Origin of the sequence: Micromonospora sp. NPDC005707 (assembly GCF_040631005.1) — a bacterium.
In the GTDB taxonomy this organism is placed as follows: domain Bacteria; phylum Actinomycetota; class Actinomycetes; order Mycobacteriales; family Micromonosporaceae; genus Micromonospora.
Genome location: NZ_JBEXYR010000001.1, coordinates 358,068 through 375,064 on the forward strand (window position 1 = coordinate 358,068; position 16,997 = coordinate 375,064).

General features: G+C 74.5%; 13 protein-coding genes. 3 read left to right on the forward strand and 10 right to left on the reverse strand.

Going from position 1 to position 16,997, the window contains the following annotated elements:
- Window positions 1-9: 9 nt before the first annotated feature.
- Window positions 10-540, forward strand: a complete 531-nt coding sequence (locus ABZ452_RS01670; protein WP_357937736.1) for a GNAT family N-acetyltransferase — start codon at window positions 10-12, stop codon at window positions 538-540.
- Between the two features lie 73 nt (window positions 541-613).
- Here the strand turns inward: ABZ452_RS01670 and ABZ452_RS01675 are convergent, their stop codons facing one another.
- The 3 genes from ABZ452_RS01675 to ABZ452_RS01685 all read right to left on the reverse strand — a co-directional run bounded on the left by ABZ452_RS01675 (window position 614) and on the right by ABZ452_RS01685 (window position 2,897).
- Window positions 614-1,621 (reverse strand): expansin EXLX1 family cellulose-binding protein, encoded by a 1,008-nt coding sequence (locus ABZ452_RS01675; RefSeq protein WP_357937738.1) that lies wholly within the window; start codon window positions 1,619-1,621, stop codon window positions 614-616.
- 65 nt (window positions 1,622-1,686) lie between these two features.
- Entirely contained in the window at window positions 1,687-1,995 is a 309-nt protein-coding gene (locus tag ABZ452_RS01680) for a hypothetical protein (protein WP_357937740.1), read from the reverse strand.
- 68 nt (window positions 1,996-2,063) lie between these two features.
- The gene (locus ABZ452_RS01685) at window positions 2,064-2,897 is read right to left on the reverse strand and encodes a class I SAM-dependent methyltransferase (RefSeq protein WP_357937742.1); all 834 of its coding nucleotides are present in this window, start codon (window positions 2,895-2,897) and stop codon (window positions 2,064-2,066) included.
- A 111-nt stretch (window positions 2,898-3,008) separates the two neighbouring features.
- Between ABZ452_RS01685 and ABZ452_RS01690 the strand changes: the two genes are divergently transcribed.
- Together ABZ452_RS01690 and ABZ452_RS01695 are read left to right on the forward strand one after the other, a co-directional pair.
- Window positions 3,009-4,094 (forward strand): LCP family protein, encoded by a 1,086-nt coding sequence (locus ABZ452_RS01690; protein ID WP_357938173.1) that lies wholly within the window; start codon window positions 3,009-3,011, stop codon window positions 4,092-4,094.
- A gap of 109 nt (window positions 4,095-4,203) precedes the next feature.
- Window positions 4,204-5,751: a sugar transferase gene (locus tag ABZ452_RS01695; protein WP_357937744.1), complete on the forward strand. Its 1,548-nt coding sequence runs from the start codon at window positions 4,204-4,206 to the stop codon at window positions 5,749-5,751.
- Window positions 5,752-5,769: 18 nt separating this feature from the next.
- On the opposite strand, the gene ABZ452_RS01700 is transcribed toward ABZ452_RS01695, so the two are convergent.
- The 7 genes from ABZ452_RS01700 to ABZ452_RS01730 are packed head-to-tail and all read right to left on the reverse strand — an operon-like array spanning window position 5,770 to window position 16,982.
- Window positions 5,770-7,029: a DUF1501 domain-containing protein gene (locus ABZ452_RS01700; protein WP_357937746.1), complete on the reverse strand. Its 1,260-nt coding sequence runs from the start codon at window positions 7,027-7,029 to the stop codon at window positions 5,770-5,772.
- Entirely contained in the window at window positions 7,026-8,294 is a 1,269-nt protein-coding gene (locus ABZ452_RS01705; RefSeq protein WP_357937748.1) for a DUF1800 family protein, read from the reverse strand. The genes ABZ452_RS01700 and ABZ452_RS01705 overlap by 4 nt, the downstream gene beginning before the upstream one ends.
- 27 nt (window positions 8,295-8,321) lie before the next feature.
- Window positions 8,322-9,575 carry a hypothetical protein gene (locus tag ABZ452_RS01710; RefSeq protein WP_357937750.1) on the reverse strand — a complete coding sequence of 418 codons (1,254 nt, stop codon included), beginning with the start codon at window positions 9,573-9,575 and terminating at the stop codon, window positions 8,322-8,324.
- Window positions 9,572-10,786, reverse strand: a complete 1,215-nt coding sequence (locus tag ABZ452_RS01715; RefSeq protein ID WP_357937752.1) for a glycosyltransferase — start codon at window positions 10,784-10,786, stop codon at window positions 9,572-9,574. Before ABZ452_RS01715 ends, ABZ452_RS01710 begins: the two co-directional genes overlap by 4 nt.
- Window positions 10,779-12,269: a hypothetical protein gene (locus tag ABZ452_RS01720; protein ID WP_357937754.1), complete on the reverse strand. Its 1,491-nt coding sequence runs from the start codon at window positions 12,267-12,269 to the stop codon at window positions 10,779-10,781. The genes ABZ452_RS01715 and ABZ452_RS01720 overlap by 8 nt, the downstream gene beginning before the upstream one ends.
- Window positions 12,256-13,404: a glycosyltransferase gene (locus ABZ452_RS01725; protein ID WP_357937756.1), complete on the reverse strand. Its 1,149-nt coding sequence runs from the start codon at window positions 13,402-13,404 to the stop codon at window positions 12,256-12,258. Before ABZ452_RS01725 ends, ABZ452_RS01720 begins: the two co-directional genes overlap by 14 nt.
- 5 nt (window positions 13,405-13,409) lie before the next feature.
- Window positions 13,410-16,982: an SGNH hydrolase domain-containing protein gene (locus ABZ452_RS01730; protein WP_357937758.1), complete on the reverse strand. Its 3,573-nt coding sequence runs from the start codon at window positions 16,980-16,982 to the stop codon at window positions 13,410-13,412.
- Window positions 16,983-16,997: the final 15 nt, after the last annotated feature.

A 16,997-nucleotide genomic window follows, 5' to 3' on the forward strand; every position in this document is an offset into this window, starting at 1 on the left:
ATGGCGGGCGTGAACCTGCGCTTCGTCCTCGACCCCGACCTCACCCCTGAGCTGCGCGAGCAGATCATCGCGCTCTGGGTGGACGTGACCAACGCCGGCGGGGCGGTCGGCTTCGTCGCCCCGGTGACCGTGGCCGACGTGCGGCCCATGGCCGCGGCGACCTTCGCCGCGATCGCGGACGGGCCGGACCGGCTGCTGGTCGGCTACGAGGGCGATCGCCTCGTCGGCGTGCTGATCATCGCGGACAACCGGTTCCACCTGAAGACGCACTGGCGGGTGCTGAAGCGGGTCATGGTGCACCCCGACACGCAGGGGCGCGGCTACGGCGCGGCGCTGATGCGCGAGGCCGAGCGGATCGGTCGGGAGCTGGGCCTGGCGGCGCTGCACGTGACCGTCCGCGACGGGCTGGGCCTGGGCGGGTTCTACGAGCGTCTCGGGTACCGCGAGGTCGGTCGGCTTCCTGGCGCGCTGCGGCTCGCCCCGGGCGACGACCGGGACGAGGTCTTCATGTGGCTCGACCTGGGCACCCCCGCGGCCTGACCGTCGCCTCGGCGGCGCGCCTGGTCCTGTGTTTCGGCCCACGAGCCGCGTGGGCTGATCGGGCGAGGACCGGTCAGCCGCAGGCGGCGACGACCGGGGCCGGGGTGGCCGGTGGGGCGGCGGCCGCGTCCAGAACCGCCGGGCTGCCGGGTGACGTGCTGGAAGACGGGGTGGCGGAGGCGCTGGGCCGGGGGCTGGGTCGGGCCGAGGGCGAGCGGCTGGGCTTCGCCGACCGGGCCGGGGTGCCGGCGCCGTACATCCGGACCGTGCTGCGCTGGACCTGGCCGGGGGCCATCCGGATGCCGGTGGCGGTGGCGCGGTGGCCGTACACGTCATTGACCCGGATGGTGTACGGCCCGGGGCCGGCGCCTGCGGGAATGAGCCAGTAGTTGTAGTCCTGGCGGGTGGCGGCGCGCCAGGACCCGCCCTGCCGCACCTCGACGGCGCGCAGCGGGTTGCCGTGGTCGCCGACGAGGACGGCGAACCACCACCGCGAGGCGCCCTCCTTGATGCGGAAGGTGAGCGGGCCGGGCAGCGGCGGGTCGACCACGGCGCGGTAGCTGACCTTGACGACGCCCTGCACCGGGTCGGCGATCCGGGCGAACGCCTCGGCGGAGAGGTCGAGGTGGCCGGGTTCGCACTCCGGGCACTGGTCCATGACGAGGACGCGGACGGTGCCCCTGGGGCCGGTGACGTCGAGGTGGCCGCCGCAGGACGCGCCGGCCGCGTACTCGGCGGGGCCGAGGGCGACGTAGAGCCGGTTGGCGGGTGCGGCGGGCCGGGAGCAGTTGCCGCCGGCGCCCTTCGAGTCGTAGAAGGTCGCCTTTCCGGTGTGGACGGTGCCGCCGAGCGGTGGGGCGGCGAGCACCCCGGCGGGCAGGGCGCGGGGCGGTGGGGCGGCGCAGGCGGGGGCGGCGCCGCCGCGTACCGCGAGGGTGACGCCGAGCACGGCGGCGAGCGCGGCGAGGCCGCCGGCGGCGAGCCAGCGGCGCGGGCCGGCCGGGGCGCGGCGGCGGCCGGCCGAAGTGGGTGGGTGTTCCGCGGTGGGCACGGGGCCGCCGGGAGCGCTGCCGTCGGTCACGCCGGTCGATGCTGCCGGACCGGTGGGGCGCCGGACAAGCGGGCTAAGCGAAAGCTAAGACGGGCTCACGGCCGCCGGGCGGCCAGCAGGCCGACGGCCACCGCGGTGAGGGCGGCGAGTTCGCCACCGAGTTCGGGCCGCTGTCGCAGGGCGTCCTCGATCCGGACCCGCCACAGTCCGGTCTCGACCGGGAGCCGGGCGTCGCCGATGCGCTGGACGCGTTCCCGGCTCTCGGTGAGCGCCTGCTCGGCGGGCTTGCCGAGCAGGGTGCCGAGTTCGTGCCGGAGCCAGGCGAACAGCTCCTCGTCGAGGGCCGCCGCGCCGACCACCCGGGCCATGTCCCAGGCCACCCGGGGCTGGTGGATCACCTGCATCTCGGCTCCTTAGTCGACCGGCCCGTTCCGACCATCATCGATCCCGGGGACGAGCCGCGACAAGACCCTCACCAGGCGACGCCGATGCCGTCGCCCGGGTACCAGTGCCGGGCGGGGGTCTCCCGGTACGCGAGGAACCGCCGGCCGGTGCGTTCGGCGTGCTCGGCGAGGACGTTGGTGGCGGTGACGTTGTCGGTGAGGAGCATGGCGTCGGTGGCGAGCTTCGGTTCGACGGCCTCGAACTCGCTGCGCTCGTGCACCCGGCTGTGGTCGCTGTCGTGCAGGAAGAGGTCGACGGGCCGGTCCAGCGCGCCGATCGAGGCGACCGAGTCGCCGATGACGAGGTCGACCACGTCGGCCCAGGGGGTGGCGCGGGCCAGGTAGCCGGCCTCGGGGTTGATGTCGAGCGAGGTGAGCCGGCCGGGGTGGCCCTCCGCGGCGTTGCGGAGCAGGGCGGCGGCCAGGACGCAGCTGCCGAGGCCCTTGTCCACCCCGGTCTCCACGACATGGGCGGGCTTGCGGGCGCGGACGATGGCGTACCAGCCGATGCGGCGGGCGTAGCGGACCTGCCGGTCGGCCAGGCCGCGTCGGGAGGCGGTGGCGGTGGCGGCCTCGATGTGGGCGCGCAGCTTGTCGTCGCCCTCGATCTCGGCGAACCAGCCGCGTACCTGCCGGACGGGGACGTCGCAGACCACGCTGACGAACCAGGCCAGGTGGTGCCGGCTGAGCTTGGTCAGCTCGTACGTGTAGTTGTGGTGCTCCCGGGAGGTCAGCAGCCACCGGGCGGAGGTGCGCAGCACCCGGGCGTCGTGCCGGGCGACCCGGGCCAGGCGCTTCGGGAAGGCGGCGACCGGCGCGAGCCGGGTCCGGGCGATGGCCCGGCGGAGCTTCGTTGCATCCACCCCCGACGTTGTACCAGGTTCGCGGCAACCGTCGAGGAGGAAAGCGCCGAACGGACGGGCGGGGCTGGCCGGTCGGACGAGGGTCCCCGTGACGGAGCGTGAGTCAGTAGCATCGCGGCCATGTCAGATCGCCAGCCGCTCGCCCACCCGGACACCCGCTTCCCGACGTCGGGAGTGGAGCACGGCGCGGCGGAGGAGACCCCGACACCGGCGCCACGTCGCCGCCGCGGCCGGCGGATCGCCCTCATCGTGCTGCTGGTGCTGGTGTTGCTGGCCGGCGGCGGCGCGCTCGCGGGTGGCCTCTACTACCGGTCGGTGAACTCCTCGATCGACCGGGTGGACGCGTTCACCGGGGTGCCGGAGGAGGCCCGACCGCCGGTCGTGGCCAAGGGCGCCATGAACATCATGATCCTGGGCAGCGACTCCCGCGACCCGGAGAACACCGGGGGTTCCCGGAGCGACACGATCATCCTGGCCCACCTGCCGAAGGACCGGTCGAGCGCGCAGCTCATCTCGATCCCGCGGGACACCTGGACCGCGATCCCCCGGTCCAAGGAGGGCCGGGGCGGCCGGGACGCGAAGATCAATGCGGCGTACGCGTGGGGTGGCGTGCCGCTGATGGTGCAGACCGTGGAGAAGTTCACCGGCGTGCGCGTCGACCACGTGAGCATGGTGGACTTCGCCGGCTTCAAGGAGATCGTCGACGCGTTGGGCGGCATCGACATCGACGTCGAGCAGAACTTCACCTCGACCCACTCGCTCGACCCCAGCGGCAAGCGGGAGTTCGTCAAGGGCCGGCAGACCATGGACGGGGCCACGGCGCTGGACTACGCCCGCGAGCGGTACGCCTTCGCCAACGGCGACTTCACCCGGATCAAGCATCAGCAGCAGGTGATCAAGGCGATCCTCGACAAGGCGGCCTCCGGCGGCACGTTGAGCAGCCCTACCAAGCTGAACTCGTTCGTCAGGGCCACCGCGAACTCGGTGGCCGTCGACAAGTCGATGTCCCTCGTGGACCTGGCGATGGAGATGCGTCACCTGCGCAGCGGCAACCTCGGGTTCTACACCTGCCCGGTGAAGGGCACGGGCCGGGTGGGCAGCGAGAGCGTGGTGTTCGCCGACTCCGGGAAGGCCCGGACGCTCTTCGACGCGGTGCGCCGCGACTCGGTCCCGGAGATTCTCTCGGCCGGAAAGTAGGACGACGGATTGCCGTCCCGGCTCTGGCGATAAGGGCTGCTCACTCATATCCTTCGATCGCCCTCACTGTGCTCGCGCCGGGGAGGGCTGTCACGGGGGAGGATCGACCATGTCAGGCCAACCGGCCACGACAGAGCCGGCGGCGACCGCTCGCCGGCACGAGTCACCGCAGATGACGATGCGGCGGCCGGAGACGGACAAGGGCACGGGTGTGCCTGCGGCCGTGCCCGGCGCCCGGCCGAGGAACGGACCGCCGCCGGCCGCGGAGCCGCGCGCCGGTCTCGACACGACCGCGGTGCTGCCGTACGCCAGTTCCCGGGCCTCGAGCCGGACGCGCTGGCTCCGGGCCTGGATGATGACGGCACCGGTCGACGTCGTCGCGCTGCTCGCGCCGCTGCTGGTGACCCAGAACTACTGGCGCGGCACGCTGGCCAACGCCGTCCTCACGGTGTCCGTCTTCGCGGCCGGCGGGCTCTACCGGGCGCGCCGGCACCTCAGCATCCTGGACGAGCTGCCGAGCCTCTCCGGGCGGCTGCTGGCCTCCGGCGCGGTGGTCGCCATCGTGGCGGCCTACCGGCACGACTCGGTGCCGTACGTCAGTGGTTTCATGCACGGCGTGGCGCTCTCCGCCGCCCTTGTGGTCCTGGGGCGGGCGTGCAGCCGCAAGGTGACCCTCCTGGCCCGCCGGCGCCGGTGGGTGGAGCACAACGCGATCGTCGTCGGCGCCGGCCCGATCGGGGTGGAGCTGGCCCGCCTGCTGCGCCGCTACCCCGAGTACGGTCTGCGCTTCGTGGGCTCGGTCGACACCGCTCCGCCGCAGCACCCGGTCGCGCTCCCGCTGATCGGCAACCTGGACGACCTCGAACATCTGGTCCGGTTGCTGGAGTGCGAGGTGCTGGTCATCGCGGACCCGGACTGCCCGGAGACGGTCCTCATGGAGACGCTGCTCCGGCAGGCCGATTCCGCCCGTGACCTGTGGGCGGTGCCGCGACTGTGGGGTTCCCGGTCGCACGGCGGCTACCCCGACCACATCGGCGCCATCCCGATCGTGAAGATCGGCGACACCACCTTCTCCGGCCCGCGGTGGGCCGTGAAGCGGGCCTCCGATGTGGTCCTCGCCACGGCGGCGTTGCTGCTGTTGAGCCCGGTGCTGCTGCTGTGCGCGATGGCCACGTTCCTCGACGGCGGTCGCGGCATCTTCTTCCACCAGGAGCGGATCGGCCGCTACGGCAAGCCGTTCCAGGTGGTCAAGTTCCGGTCGATGCGACCGGTGGACGAGCACGAGTCGCAGACGAACTGGTCCATCGCGCACGACCGGCGGGTCGGGCCGATCGGGCGGTTCATGCGCCGCACGTCGCTGGACGAGCTGCCGCAGCTGTGGAACATCCTGCGCGGGGAGATGAGCGTGGTCGGGCCGCGGCCGGAGCGGCCGTACTTTGTGGCGAAGTTCTCCGCCGAGTACCCGAACTACGCGATGCGCCACCGGGTGCCGGTCGGGCTGACCGGGCTGGCCCAGGTCAGTGGCCTGCGGGGGGACACCCCGATCTCCGACCGCGCGAGGTTCGACAACTACTACATCGAGAACTGGTCGCTCTGGCTGGACGTCAAGGTGATCCTGCGGACCGTCGCGGAGGTGTTCCGGGCGGGCGGACGCTGAGCGCTCGTCCGCCCGTCCTCAGTCGACGGTGAGCAGCGGCAACGGCCTGGCCCGGTAGCCGCTGCCCAGGTAGCGGTCGGGATCGGCACCGAGCACCGAGGCCAGGACCGTGCCGAAGACGTCCCGGAAGTCCACCGTGGCCTTCAGGTCACCGTCGTCCAGGTCGGTGAGGCTCGGCTGCTCGCCGTGGAACCCGCCGGCCACGGTCGGCCCCAGGACGAACACCGGCCCGGCCGTCCCGTGGTCGGTGCCCTGCGAGGCGTTGGCGCGTACGCGCCGGCCGAACTCGCTGTAGACGACGACGGTCACCTGGCGTCCCGCCTCGGTGCGCGCCATCCGTGCCACGAACGCGGACAGCGCCCGGTCGAGCCGGGTGAGCAGGCTCTCGTGCCCGGCCCGTTCCATCGCGTGGGTGTCGAACCCGTCGAGGCTCACCGAGTAGACCCGGGTGGGCACCCCGGCCTCGACGCAGCGGGCCACGAGCGCCAGCTGGGTCTCCAGGACGCTGCGGCTGCCCGGACCGGTGGTGAGGATCTGCTCCTCGACGCCGCCCGGGGTGGGGCTCTGGTGCTGTTCGGCGTCGCGGACCAGCTGCTCCACCCGGAGCAGGTCGCCGTAGGCGCGGGCCGCGCGGGCCTGCAGCTCCGGCTCGCCGGGCTCCCCGCGGCCGAGGGCGGCGACGGCGTCGGCGCTGATCCCCGGGGGCAGTTCGAGGCCGCCGACGTTGACGCAGGAACCGGCCCGGGTCTCCCCCGCGAGCACCGGGGGCAGCACCGGTTCGAAGCTGACGGCGGCCTCCGGCGCGGCCTTCGTGCCGTCGAGCCAGCGGCCCACCCAGCCGGTCGTCACCGGTTCGGCCGGGGACGCGGTCTGCCAGATGTCCATGGACCTGAAGTGGCTGCGGTCCGGCCGCGGGTAGCCCACCCCGAGGACGACCGCCAGCCGCTTCTCGTCCCACAGCCGCTTCATCCCCCGCAGGACCGGGTTCAGGCCCAGGGCGTCGTCCAGGTGCAGCACCTTCCCGGGGTCGTACGCCAGCTCCGGCCGGGCCGAGTGGTAGGCGGGATCGGTGTAGGGGACGACGGTGTTCAAGCCGTCGTTGCCGCCGTAGAGGGTCACCAGGACGAGCTTCTTCGACGGCGCGGCGGCCGGGTCCTGCCCCGCGGACCGCAGCAGCTGGGCGAGCCCCATCCCGCCGGCGCCGGCCGCGAGCGCGGCGCCCGCGGTGACGCCCGAGGCGAGCAGGAAGCGACGTCGGGTCAGTGGATCCATCGTCATGTCACCAGGTATTCCGGACTGGCCAGCCCCAGGGTCAACAACTGTCGCCGGTCCTGCGTGCCGCGCAGCACGGCGTAGGTGCGGTTCGTCCACCGGTCGACGCCGAGCAGGTACGCCAGGCTCTCCGGGGTCAGATCGTCGACCGGCGCCTGCTCGGCGACCCGGCCGGCCAGCCGCAGGCGGACCTGTGCCGCGGCGGAGGTCAGCCAGGAGCCGCCGGAGGGCCAGCCGCCCACGTTGGGAGGCGCGAACGGCAACTGCCCCAGGCTCTCCAGGTCGTGCAGGACGGCCGTGCGGGTCTCCGCGGGCAGGCCGGCCGGCCGCACCCCCAGTTGCCGCAGCGCCCCGACGAGCCACTCGACCGGCTGCTTCACCATCGTGCCGGCCGTCGCCTGGAACGCCTCGTCGGCGAGCAGCACCCGGAGCATGGCCATCGGCGCCGGGAAGGCGCGTGCCATCTTCTCCTGGAGCCCCTCGGGGATGGGCCTGGTGGACGAGCCGTAGCGGAACCAGAGGCGGGCGGCGATGAACCGGGGACAGGCCGGCTGGGCCAGCAGCAGGTCGACGAGGCTCTGCGCGGTGAAGCTCCCGGTCCGGCCCAGGATGGTCTTGCGGCCCGGGTCGTGGGCCTGCGGGTCGAACACCGAGCGGCCCATGGTGAGGCTGAACCGCCAGCCGGTCAGCGCCCGCCCCGCCTCCTTGACGTCCTTCTCGGTGTAGTTGCCGATGCCCAGCAGGAACAGCTCGCACAGCTCGCGGGCGAGGTTCTCGTTGGGCGCCCGCCGGGTGTTGAGGTGCCCGTCCAGGTAGTGGTTCAACGCCGCGTCGACGACCATTCGCCGGGCCATCACCGTGAAGTCGGGGGCGCTGCGGAGGGTGCGGTGCTGGCTGAGCATCAGCTGGGGGCTGCGCACCTTCTTGACCGAGGTGGCCCAGTGCCCGTGCCAGAAGAAGACCAGCTTCTCGACGGCCTGGTGGCTGGCCACCGCCATCCGGTTCAGCCACCACCCGGTGATCTGCGCGGTCTGCTCGTCGCGGAGGTCCTCCAGCCGGACCTTCTCCTCGTAGGTCAGGTCGCGCTTGCCCGCGTACGCGTCGGGCCCGAGGTCCGGGACGGGCGCGCCCGTCGCGCCGACGTCCGGGCCGGGCGGGGCGGTCAGGCCGGTCAGCGCGGCGGCGTAGCCGGCCTGGCGAGCGGCGGCGAGCTCGACCGCGGTCGGGCCGAATCCGGCACGCCGCAGCAGCAGGCCGACACTGTCGCTCATGCCGACAACCTTAGCGAGGGCCGCCGGTCAGGACAGACCGGTGCCCGACGCGACTGCTGTCGGTCGTGGACGGTCACGGGCCGGCAGCGCGACGAGAACCAGCGAGTAGACGACCATCCCGACGGCCGACGCGACGAGGTAGCCGGACGGTCCGAACTGGATGGTCAGCAGTGGCGCGGCGAGCACCGTCAGGCCGAGCATCACGTAGCGGGCGCGCAGGAGCAGGGCGAACTCGCCCCGGATGAACCGGCTCAACGAGCAGCCGTAGGAGAACCCGAGCGCCGTCTTCTCCAGTCCGGCGGCGACCAGGACCCAACCCACCGGGAGGAACGACAGCGCGGGGACCAGTCCCTGCCCGACGAGCACCGCCAGCCCGAGGGCGACCGAACCGGCGGCCATGAACGCCCACGCCTGCGCCCCGTCGCGCAGGTCCTGCCGCCGGGTCGTGCCGGCGTCGGCCTTGCGCTGGTAGACCAGCACCCGCCGGACGGTGATCGACACGAACGCCAACGGCCCGAACAGCTGCTGGGTGATGCGGATGACGCCGAGCGTGGCGGCATCGGCGACGAACGCGGTGACCTGCAGGGCGAGCACCGGGGTGAGACCGACGAGCAGGGCGTCCAGGGAGGCCGCGCCCATCACGCCCCGCCGGGACCGTACCCAGCCGGGCAGCCCGGAGACGCGCGGCCGCCGCTCGGGGCGGCCGGCGGCGACCAGGAGGAACACCACGTTCACCACGGTCCAGGACAGGCAGACGGCCAGCGGTGAACGGGTGGCGGCGAGGACCAGCACGGCAAGCTGCGCGGCCAGCCACGCGGCCGTCTCCAGGAAGACCGCCCGGGCGGCGCCGGCCGCCACCCCGGCGGCCCGGCCGATGTCCAGCGCGATCGCGAACGGTATGCCGGCCGCGTAGGCGACGGCCAGCTCGATCGACCCGCCGGACACGGCGAGCGCCGACGCCACCGCCAGCACCGCGCCGGCGAGCCCGCCGGTGAACGCGGCGGCCACCGACCGCTGGCAGTCCGTCCGCGCGGCGGTCCGCTCGGCGTGTGCCTCGGCGAGCAGCGTCGCCTCGGCGAGGGACCGCTGCAGGACGCCGCAGGTCAGCTGGAACACCAGCATCGCGGGCGCGGTGGCGCCGACCGCGGACAGGTCGCCGGCGTAGCCGAGGGCGAGGCTGAAGACGAGGCTCGTGCCCATGAGGGCCAGTTGCCCGAGGGTCAGGGCGAGCCGGGCCCAGTTCCGCCCGGCGGCTCGCGGCGGGGCGACCGTCCCGGTCACGGCCGCCGCCCCACCGTCACGTCGTCCGCGCCGGACCACGCCCGCCGGGTGGCGGCCACGACGGCCTGCGGCAGCGTGCTCGCCGGGCCGCCGTCGGGGCGGGCGACCGGGGGCGCCGTGCCCGCCAGCAACTCACCGAGCGCGAGCGCCGCCGCGGCCGGGTCCTGGAAGTCGGCGTACGCGTAGGCGCCGCCGGAGACGGCGGCCGCCTCCGGCAGGCCGCCGAGCGGCGCGACCAGCATCGGTTTCCCGGTGCGCCCGACCTCGACGGCGACCCGGCCGAACGGCTCCATCCAGCGGGACGGAATGAGGACGACGTCCACCGCGGCGCAGAACGCGTCGACCGCCATGCGGCCGGGCAGGTCCAGGGCGACCTCCTCCGACCGGGCCAGCTCGGCCAGCGTCCGCGTGTAGTCGGGCTGCCCCTCGCCGGCGACCAGCATCCGCACCGAGGTGCCCGTGCTCCGCCGGTAGGCGCCCGCCGTGCGGATGGCCGACTCGATGCCCTTCACCGGGTCGAGGCGGCCGAGGTACCCGACGACGAGCCGGGTCTCGTCGGTGCGCCGCGCCGGGCGTACCGCGTCCGGCGGGCCGATCAGCGGGTAGCCGACGAGGCTCGCCGCCGGGGTGGTCAGGCCCGCCTCGACGAGCTCGTCGCGGACGAAGCCGGAGACGCAGACGCTCACCGCGCCGCGCGGGGTGGCGCCCCGCATGATCCCGGCCTTGACCCGGCACTCCCCGCACACCGTCTCGCAGGTGCGCGAGTCCTTCAGCCGCGACCGGCGCCAGCACGTGTCGCTCAGGTCGTGGAAGACCCGGACGTACCGCAGGCCGCGCGCCCGCACCCAGCGCGGCAACCAGGGACCGGTGCGGGAGATGTTGGTGGCCACCACGACGTCGGGCCGGAACGTCCGGATCCGGCGGGTCAGGCGGAACGCGACCGGCGGCAGCAGCCAGGCGGTCAGGAACTCCAGCCCGCGCCGGATCCGGGTGTCCGCGTGCTGCCGCCGGGCGAAGGGCCGCCGGACGGCGTGCACGGTGAGCGGGCCGTCGGCGTACGTCGCGTCGGTGGTGGACGGCACGAAGACCGACACGTCGGCGAAGCCGGCGAGTTCCCGCGCGGCCGCCCGGGCGGACCGCTCCGCGCCACCGACCTCGTCCGGCCACCACCAGTCGGCGAGGACGGCGACCCTGGGCCGGGGTTCAGTCATGGGGCGCCATCTCCTCTGCTCTGGCGGGTGCCGCGGCCGGCGAGCCGTGGTCCACCGGTGGGGGCGGTCGGGTCAGCCGCCAGCCCCGGTCGGGCAGTGCGAGCACGGCCACGACGAGCACCGCGAACGCGGCGCCGACGAACGGGATCTGCGCGCCGAGGGGACCGCGCAGCAGGCCGATCTGGAAGGCGGCGAAGGTGACCGTGAGGGCCGTCCCCAGCCCGGCCGGCGTGGCCGTCAACGCCCGGTCGAGCCGCCGGGCGAGCCGCCCGTAGAAGAAGAACAGCACCACCACGCCGACGAAGGCGAACTCCAGGTACGTCTCGGCCCAGAACGGCAGGGCCAGGTTCTGGAAGGAGTAGCCCCGGCTGGCCGCCACGGCGTTGCCGGCCGGGATCGCCTTCCCCTCCCACCAGGACCTCGGCACCCAGAACAGCAGCGCGGAGACGAGATGGTGACCCCAGCTGTGGCCGTGCACGCGGGCGTAGTAGACGGCGTTGACGGTCTGCTGGAACCCGTCGAAGTCCCAGGTGTAGTAGGCGTCCAGGCCCAACCGGAGGTCGCCGCGCGAGCGCTCGTTGCGGAACAGGTTCGCCAGCGGGTAGAGCACGGCGAGGCCGGTGAGCATGCCGAGCGAGAACAGGGTCCGCCAGCGCTGCCGCTCGAATCGCACGATCGCCAGGCCGGCGGCGAGCAGCACGCCGAAGGCGGTGAACCGGTTCGCGGAGAGCGGGTTGTTGTAGACGACGTTGAGGAGCACCGCGGTGGCGGTGGTGCCCAGCAGCACCCACCGCGCCCTCGGGCCGGCGGCGTTCCGGCTCCGCCAGCAGAACAGGCACAGCACCAGCGCGATCGCGGCGACGGCGGCCGGGAAGGTGCTGAGCAGGCCGAGCAGCGCCAGGTCCTGCCGGCTCTTCAGGCCCGCCTCGGCGATGGCGCGCTGGAGGTCGTCGCGGCTGCCGAACCGGACGGCCAGCCCGCCGGTCATCGGCAGGCAGACGACGGCCAGCACCGCGGCGGTGGCGGTGACCGCCAGCGCCTTCTCGACGGTGATCCGGGTCCGCGGCGGGGTGCTCGGCCGCGGCGCGGGCAGGCGGCGGGTGTTGCCGGCCCAGTAGGCGAGCACCGCGAACAGGAGGATGACCTGCGCGCTGACGTAGTACTGGTCCAGCGGCAGGTCGGGCCAGGGCAGCCGCCGGTCCCGGATCTGCAGCAGCGGCGCGAAGCCGACCCAGACCGTGACGAAGGCCCAGAACGTCACGGAGACCGGGTTGAACGACGGCGACCGGGTGGTCTGGTAGAGCGCGGTCAGGCACACCGCCATCACGACGAGGCCGAGGACACCGGCGACGGTCGGGCGGGGCAGCACGGTCGTCACCCCGAGGACCGTGACCACGGCCAGGACCGCGCCGGTCACGACCAGGGCGCGGGCTCCCGGCCGGCGGAGGCGCGGGGCGGGCCGGGCGGTCTCAGGCGGTCTCATCGGCCACCCACGAGGCGACGTTGGCGCGGAAGACCGCGGCGGAGAACCGGGCGGCGTGCGCGTGGACGCGGTCCCGGTCCAGACCGTCGACGTGCCGCAGCATGGCGGCGTACGCCCGGGGGTCGTCCGAGTCGACGAGGAAGCCGGTCTCGCCGTCGACGACCGTCTCCAGCACCCCGCCCCGGCGCAGCCCCAGCACCGGGGTGCCGCAGGCCATCGCCTCCACCGGGATGATGCCGAAGTCCTCGTGGGTGGGGAAGAGCAGGCACCGCGCACCCCAGTACAGCTCGCGGAGCCGGTCCCGGGACGGCTGCCGCTCGAAGGTGACGGGGACGCCGACCCGGGCCGCCTGCCGGCGCAGGGCGTCCTCCTCCGGCCCCGACCCGGCGATCACCAGCGGCATCCCGGCGGCGTCGGCGATCTCGATCATCAGATCGAACTTCTTGTACGGGATCCAGCGTCCGACCCCGAGCAGGTAGCCGCGGTCCTGCCGGCGCTGCGCGGCCGGGGCGTCGGCGAAGTGGTCCACGTCGACCGGCGGGTGGATGATGCGCGCGTCGCGATGCCAGAACCGCTGGATGCGGGCCTGCACCTCGCGGGAGTTGGCGGCGTAGCTGTGGACGTGCCGGCTCAGTCGGACGTCGGCCCCCTGGAGCACGCGCCGGGGCACGGTCAGCAGCCCGTTCGAGCCCCGGCCGTCGAAGTCCGGGCTCCACAGGTAGCGGGCCGGCGAGTGGATGTAGCTCAGGTAGCGGGCGTCCGGGGAGGCCCGGAACTTCACGGTGTGCGCGAAGGCGTGGCTCGACGAGATGACCACGTCGAACCGCTCGCTGCTCAGCGTGCGCCAGGTCAGCGGCATGAGCGGCAACGCGAGGGCCTTGGACCGCCGCAACGGGGTCCGGCCCAGCCACGACTCCCGGAGGTCGAGGCCGCGTCGCGCGTCGCGGTCGCGCCACAGCACGAACCCCGTCGCGTCCGGCAGCACCTCCTGGATGGCCAGGAAGACGTTCTCCGAGCCGCCGGTAGCGCCGAACCACTCGTGCACCAGGGCGACCGACCGGCCGGCCAGCAGCGAGCCGCGCGCGCCCCCGCCAGCAGGATCGACCCCGGCGACGTCGCCGTCCCTGCTGATCATTCCGCTCACCCCATCACCATCTGCAACTGCTCGTCGAGCCGGGCCGCCAGCGTCCGCGCGTACGTCGCCGTGAGGTGATTCGTGTCGCGGTACACGAGCACCCCGCCGATCACCGCCGCGCAGCGGTCGGCGGGACAGATGGCGTCGTTCAGGTCGACGAGCCGTACCCCGGTCAGGCCCTGCGCCGCGTCCACCTGGAGCGGGCCGATGCCCGCCAGGGCCTCGTCGCGCGGTACCGCGCACCTGGTCAGCTCCTCCCGGTGGGCCGACACGCACTCGGCGACGTCCAGGCGCGGCGCCGGGGTGTCCCGCAGCACCACCACGGGGGCGATCCGGGCCAGCGACCGCCAGGTCCGGCGCATCCCGTCGACCAGCGCGGCGCGGCCCTCCGGCCCCTTGAGCGCCCGGCCGTCCCGGTAGGCGGAGTAGTTGTAGCTGCTCGTCACGACCAGGTTCGGGCGGTCGGCGGCGAGCCGGCCGGGCAGGTCCCGGTTCCACGCCGCGCAGGTGTCGACGGGCCGCTGGCCGTCCGCGACCACCTCGACGTCGACGGCCGGGCAGCTCGACTTGGTGTACGTCAGCAGCCGCCAGTTCCGTCGCTCCGCGATCGCCCGCAGCGTCGGCACCCACTGCGCGGCGTGCGAGTCGCCGACCACGGCGATGGTGACCGTGGCCTCCGGCGGGCCGTACGCGCAGCGCAGCACCGCGCGTTCGGTGGGGCCGGCGTGGCACCGGTCGGCGTAGACGGACGGCAGGTCGTTCCGGGCCGCCGACGGGTCGGGCACCACCGACGGGGCGTGGTCGACGGGCACCCCCGCGCCGGTCGCACCCCCCGCGGTCAGCACGGCGGCGCCCGGCGCGTCGCGCCCGCCCGCGCCGACCGGGGGCGCGGCCGGTGCGGTGGCGGCGGCCTGGAAGGCCAGCCCCCCGCAGACCGACAGGACGGTGCAGGCCGCGCCGACCGAGAGCGCCACCCGCGGCCGCACCGCGAGCCGACGCGAGTGCCAGACCGGCCGTTCCACCAGCCGACTGGTCAGGTAGGCGAGCACCACGGCGAGGGCCACGGTGGCCACCACGGCCGGCGGCTCCGCGTCGGGCATCCGCGCCGTGAGGACCACCAGCAGCGGCCAGTGCCAGAGGTAGAGCGTGTACGAGATCCCGCCGAGGAACTGCATCGGCGGCAGCCGCAGGAGCGCGACCGGACCCCACCGCCCGGTGGCCCCGGCGGCGATGACGAGGGCCGCGCCGACGGTGGCGGGCAGCGCCATCGTGCCCGGGAAGGGGGTCGAGGTGCTCAGGACCACCGCGGAGGCGGCGATGGCCGCGACGCCGAGCCAGCCCGCTGCCGCGGCGACCGCGCCGGTCAGCCGCCGGGTCGGCGCCAGCGCGAGCAGCGCGCCGACCGCGAGTTCCCACATCCGGGTGGTGGTGACGAAGTAGGCCCGGCCGGGGTCGGACTCGACCAGCAGCACCGACCAGGCGAAGGAGGCGGCCCCGACGACGGCCACCGCGCCGAACGCGAGGGCGCGGAACCGGGAGTCCGGGGTGCGTCCACGCCGGGCCAGCCAGGCGACGCCCACCAGCAGCACCGGCCACACCAGGTAGAACTGCTCCTCGACGGCGAGCGACCAGTAGTGCTGCACGATGCTCGGGGCCTGGCCGGCGGCGAGGTAGTCGACGGCCTGGTCGGCGAGCCGCCAGTTGATCAGGTAGACCGCGCTGCTCACGACGTCCCCCGCGGTGTCACGCCAGCGGATGTCCGGCAGCAGGAGGTAGGTCAGGAGCAGGGCCGCGAGCAGGACGAGTGCGGAGCTGGGCAGCAGGCGCTTGGCCCGCCTGGCCCAGAACCGGCCGAGCGACAGCCGGCCCCGGGCGGCCACCTCGGCCGCCATGCCGGTGGTGATCAGATAGCCGGAGATGACGAAGAAGACGTCCACCCCGACGAAGCCGCCGGAGATGAACGGGACGCCCGCGTGCCAGAGCACCACCAGCAGGACGGCGAGCGCGCGGAGACCCTCGATGTCCGGGCGGAACGCGCTCCGCGGCCGCTCGCGGGGCGTCCCCGGTCCGGCGTCGGTGGGCGTGGCCGGCGTGCCGCCGTCGGCCCGCTCCGCCGTCGGCGTGCCGGCTTCCGCCTCGGGCAGGTTCAGCACCAGCGTGTCGTCGGTGGCGGCCGGCACGTCCGCCGAGGCCGGGGCGGCGGTGTCCTCCGGCGACGACGGCGCGGGCGCGTACTTCCGGCCGGCCGCGGGCACGGTCAGCACGAGGGTGTCCTCGGGGGACGGCGGCGCCGGCGCGGCGGTCGTGGCCAGTGGGGCCGGCCCGGGCGGGCCGACCTCCGTTGGTCCCGCGTCGGGGTCGGGCCCGCCCACCGGGGCCGGCCGCAGCCGGCGGCGGAGCGCGCGCTGTCCGAGGGTCACGGCGCCGATGACCAGCGCGCCGCCCGCGGCGGACAGGAGGTACGACCACCAGTCCGCGGCGTTCTCCGTGAGGTCCCCGTCCAGCCGCAACCGTTCCTGCGCCCGCTGCCGGTACGCCCGGGCCGCGGCGTGTCCGGGGTCCTGGGTCAGGACGTCGTCGAAGCGCATGATCGCCTGCGAGTAGTGCCCGGCGAAGTAGACGGCCAGGGCCGACCGGAAGGCGCGGTCGGTCCCGCCCAGCCGGTTGTCGACACCGCTCTGGGTGAGGAGCCGGTTGATGTTGGCGGTGACGATCAGGTCGCGGATCGGTTCGCCCTCGGCGGCGGTGTCGGTGTCCAGGAGCGCGACGAGCCGGCCCTCGGCGTCCACCACCGGGCCGCCCCGCGAGTCGGGGCCGATCTGCCCGCTGACTCCGGTGCGGTTGGTCCCGGTACGCCCGATGACCTCGACGGTGCGGTTGCGGACGGTCCAGGTGCCGGAGTCGCCGGTGCCCTCGCCGAGCGCGTAGCCGAGGATGTCGAGGGAGGAGCCGGCGCGCAGGTCGGGGGCGGGGGCGAGCTCTACGGCCGGCAGGTCGCCGCGGCGCAGCTTCACCAGCGCCACGTTGCCGTCCACCGCGGGCAGGGCCTTCGTGACGGCGCCGGCGACAGCCGGGACGGCGGCGTCCCCCGATGTCGCCACGCCGAACTGGCCGGTGAGCCGCAGGGTCGGCGCGGAGCCGCGCCTGGCCCCGGTGAACGCGGACGAGCCCTGGAGACCGGCGACGTAACCGTCCAGCCGCTCCGCCGGCAGCTCGCTGCGCTGCACGAGGCTGCGGCCCAGCCGGTAGAGGGCGTTGACCAGCAGCACCTCCCGGCTCGGCTGCACGCACACCGTGGTGGTCACCACGTAGCCGTCGGGGTTCACCACCGCCCCGCTGCACCGGCGCACCACGACCACCGGTTCGGGATGGACCAGCGCGCCGGTGGCGGTGTTCCGCAGGTAGCCGACGTACCGCGCCTCGAGGAAGACGGTCGCCGGGGTCGCCACGGCGACCGCCGGCTCGTTGCGGGCGTACGTCGGCACCGCCGCCGCCCCCGGGACGGCGGCGGCGCAGCCGATCGCGATGGCGCCGAGCAGGACGGCGAACCGACGCGCCAGGGCCTTACCAGAGGGCATGTCGGAACTCCGCGC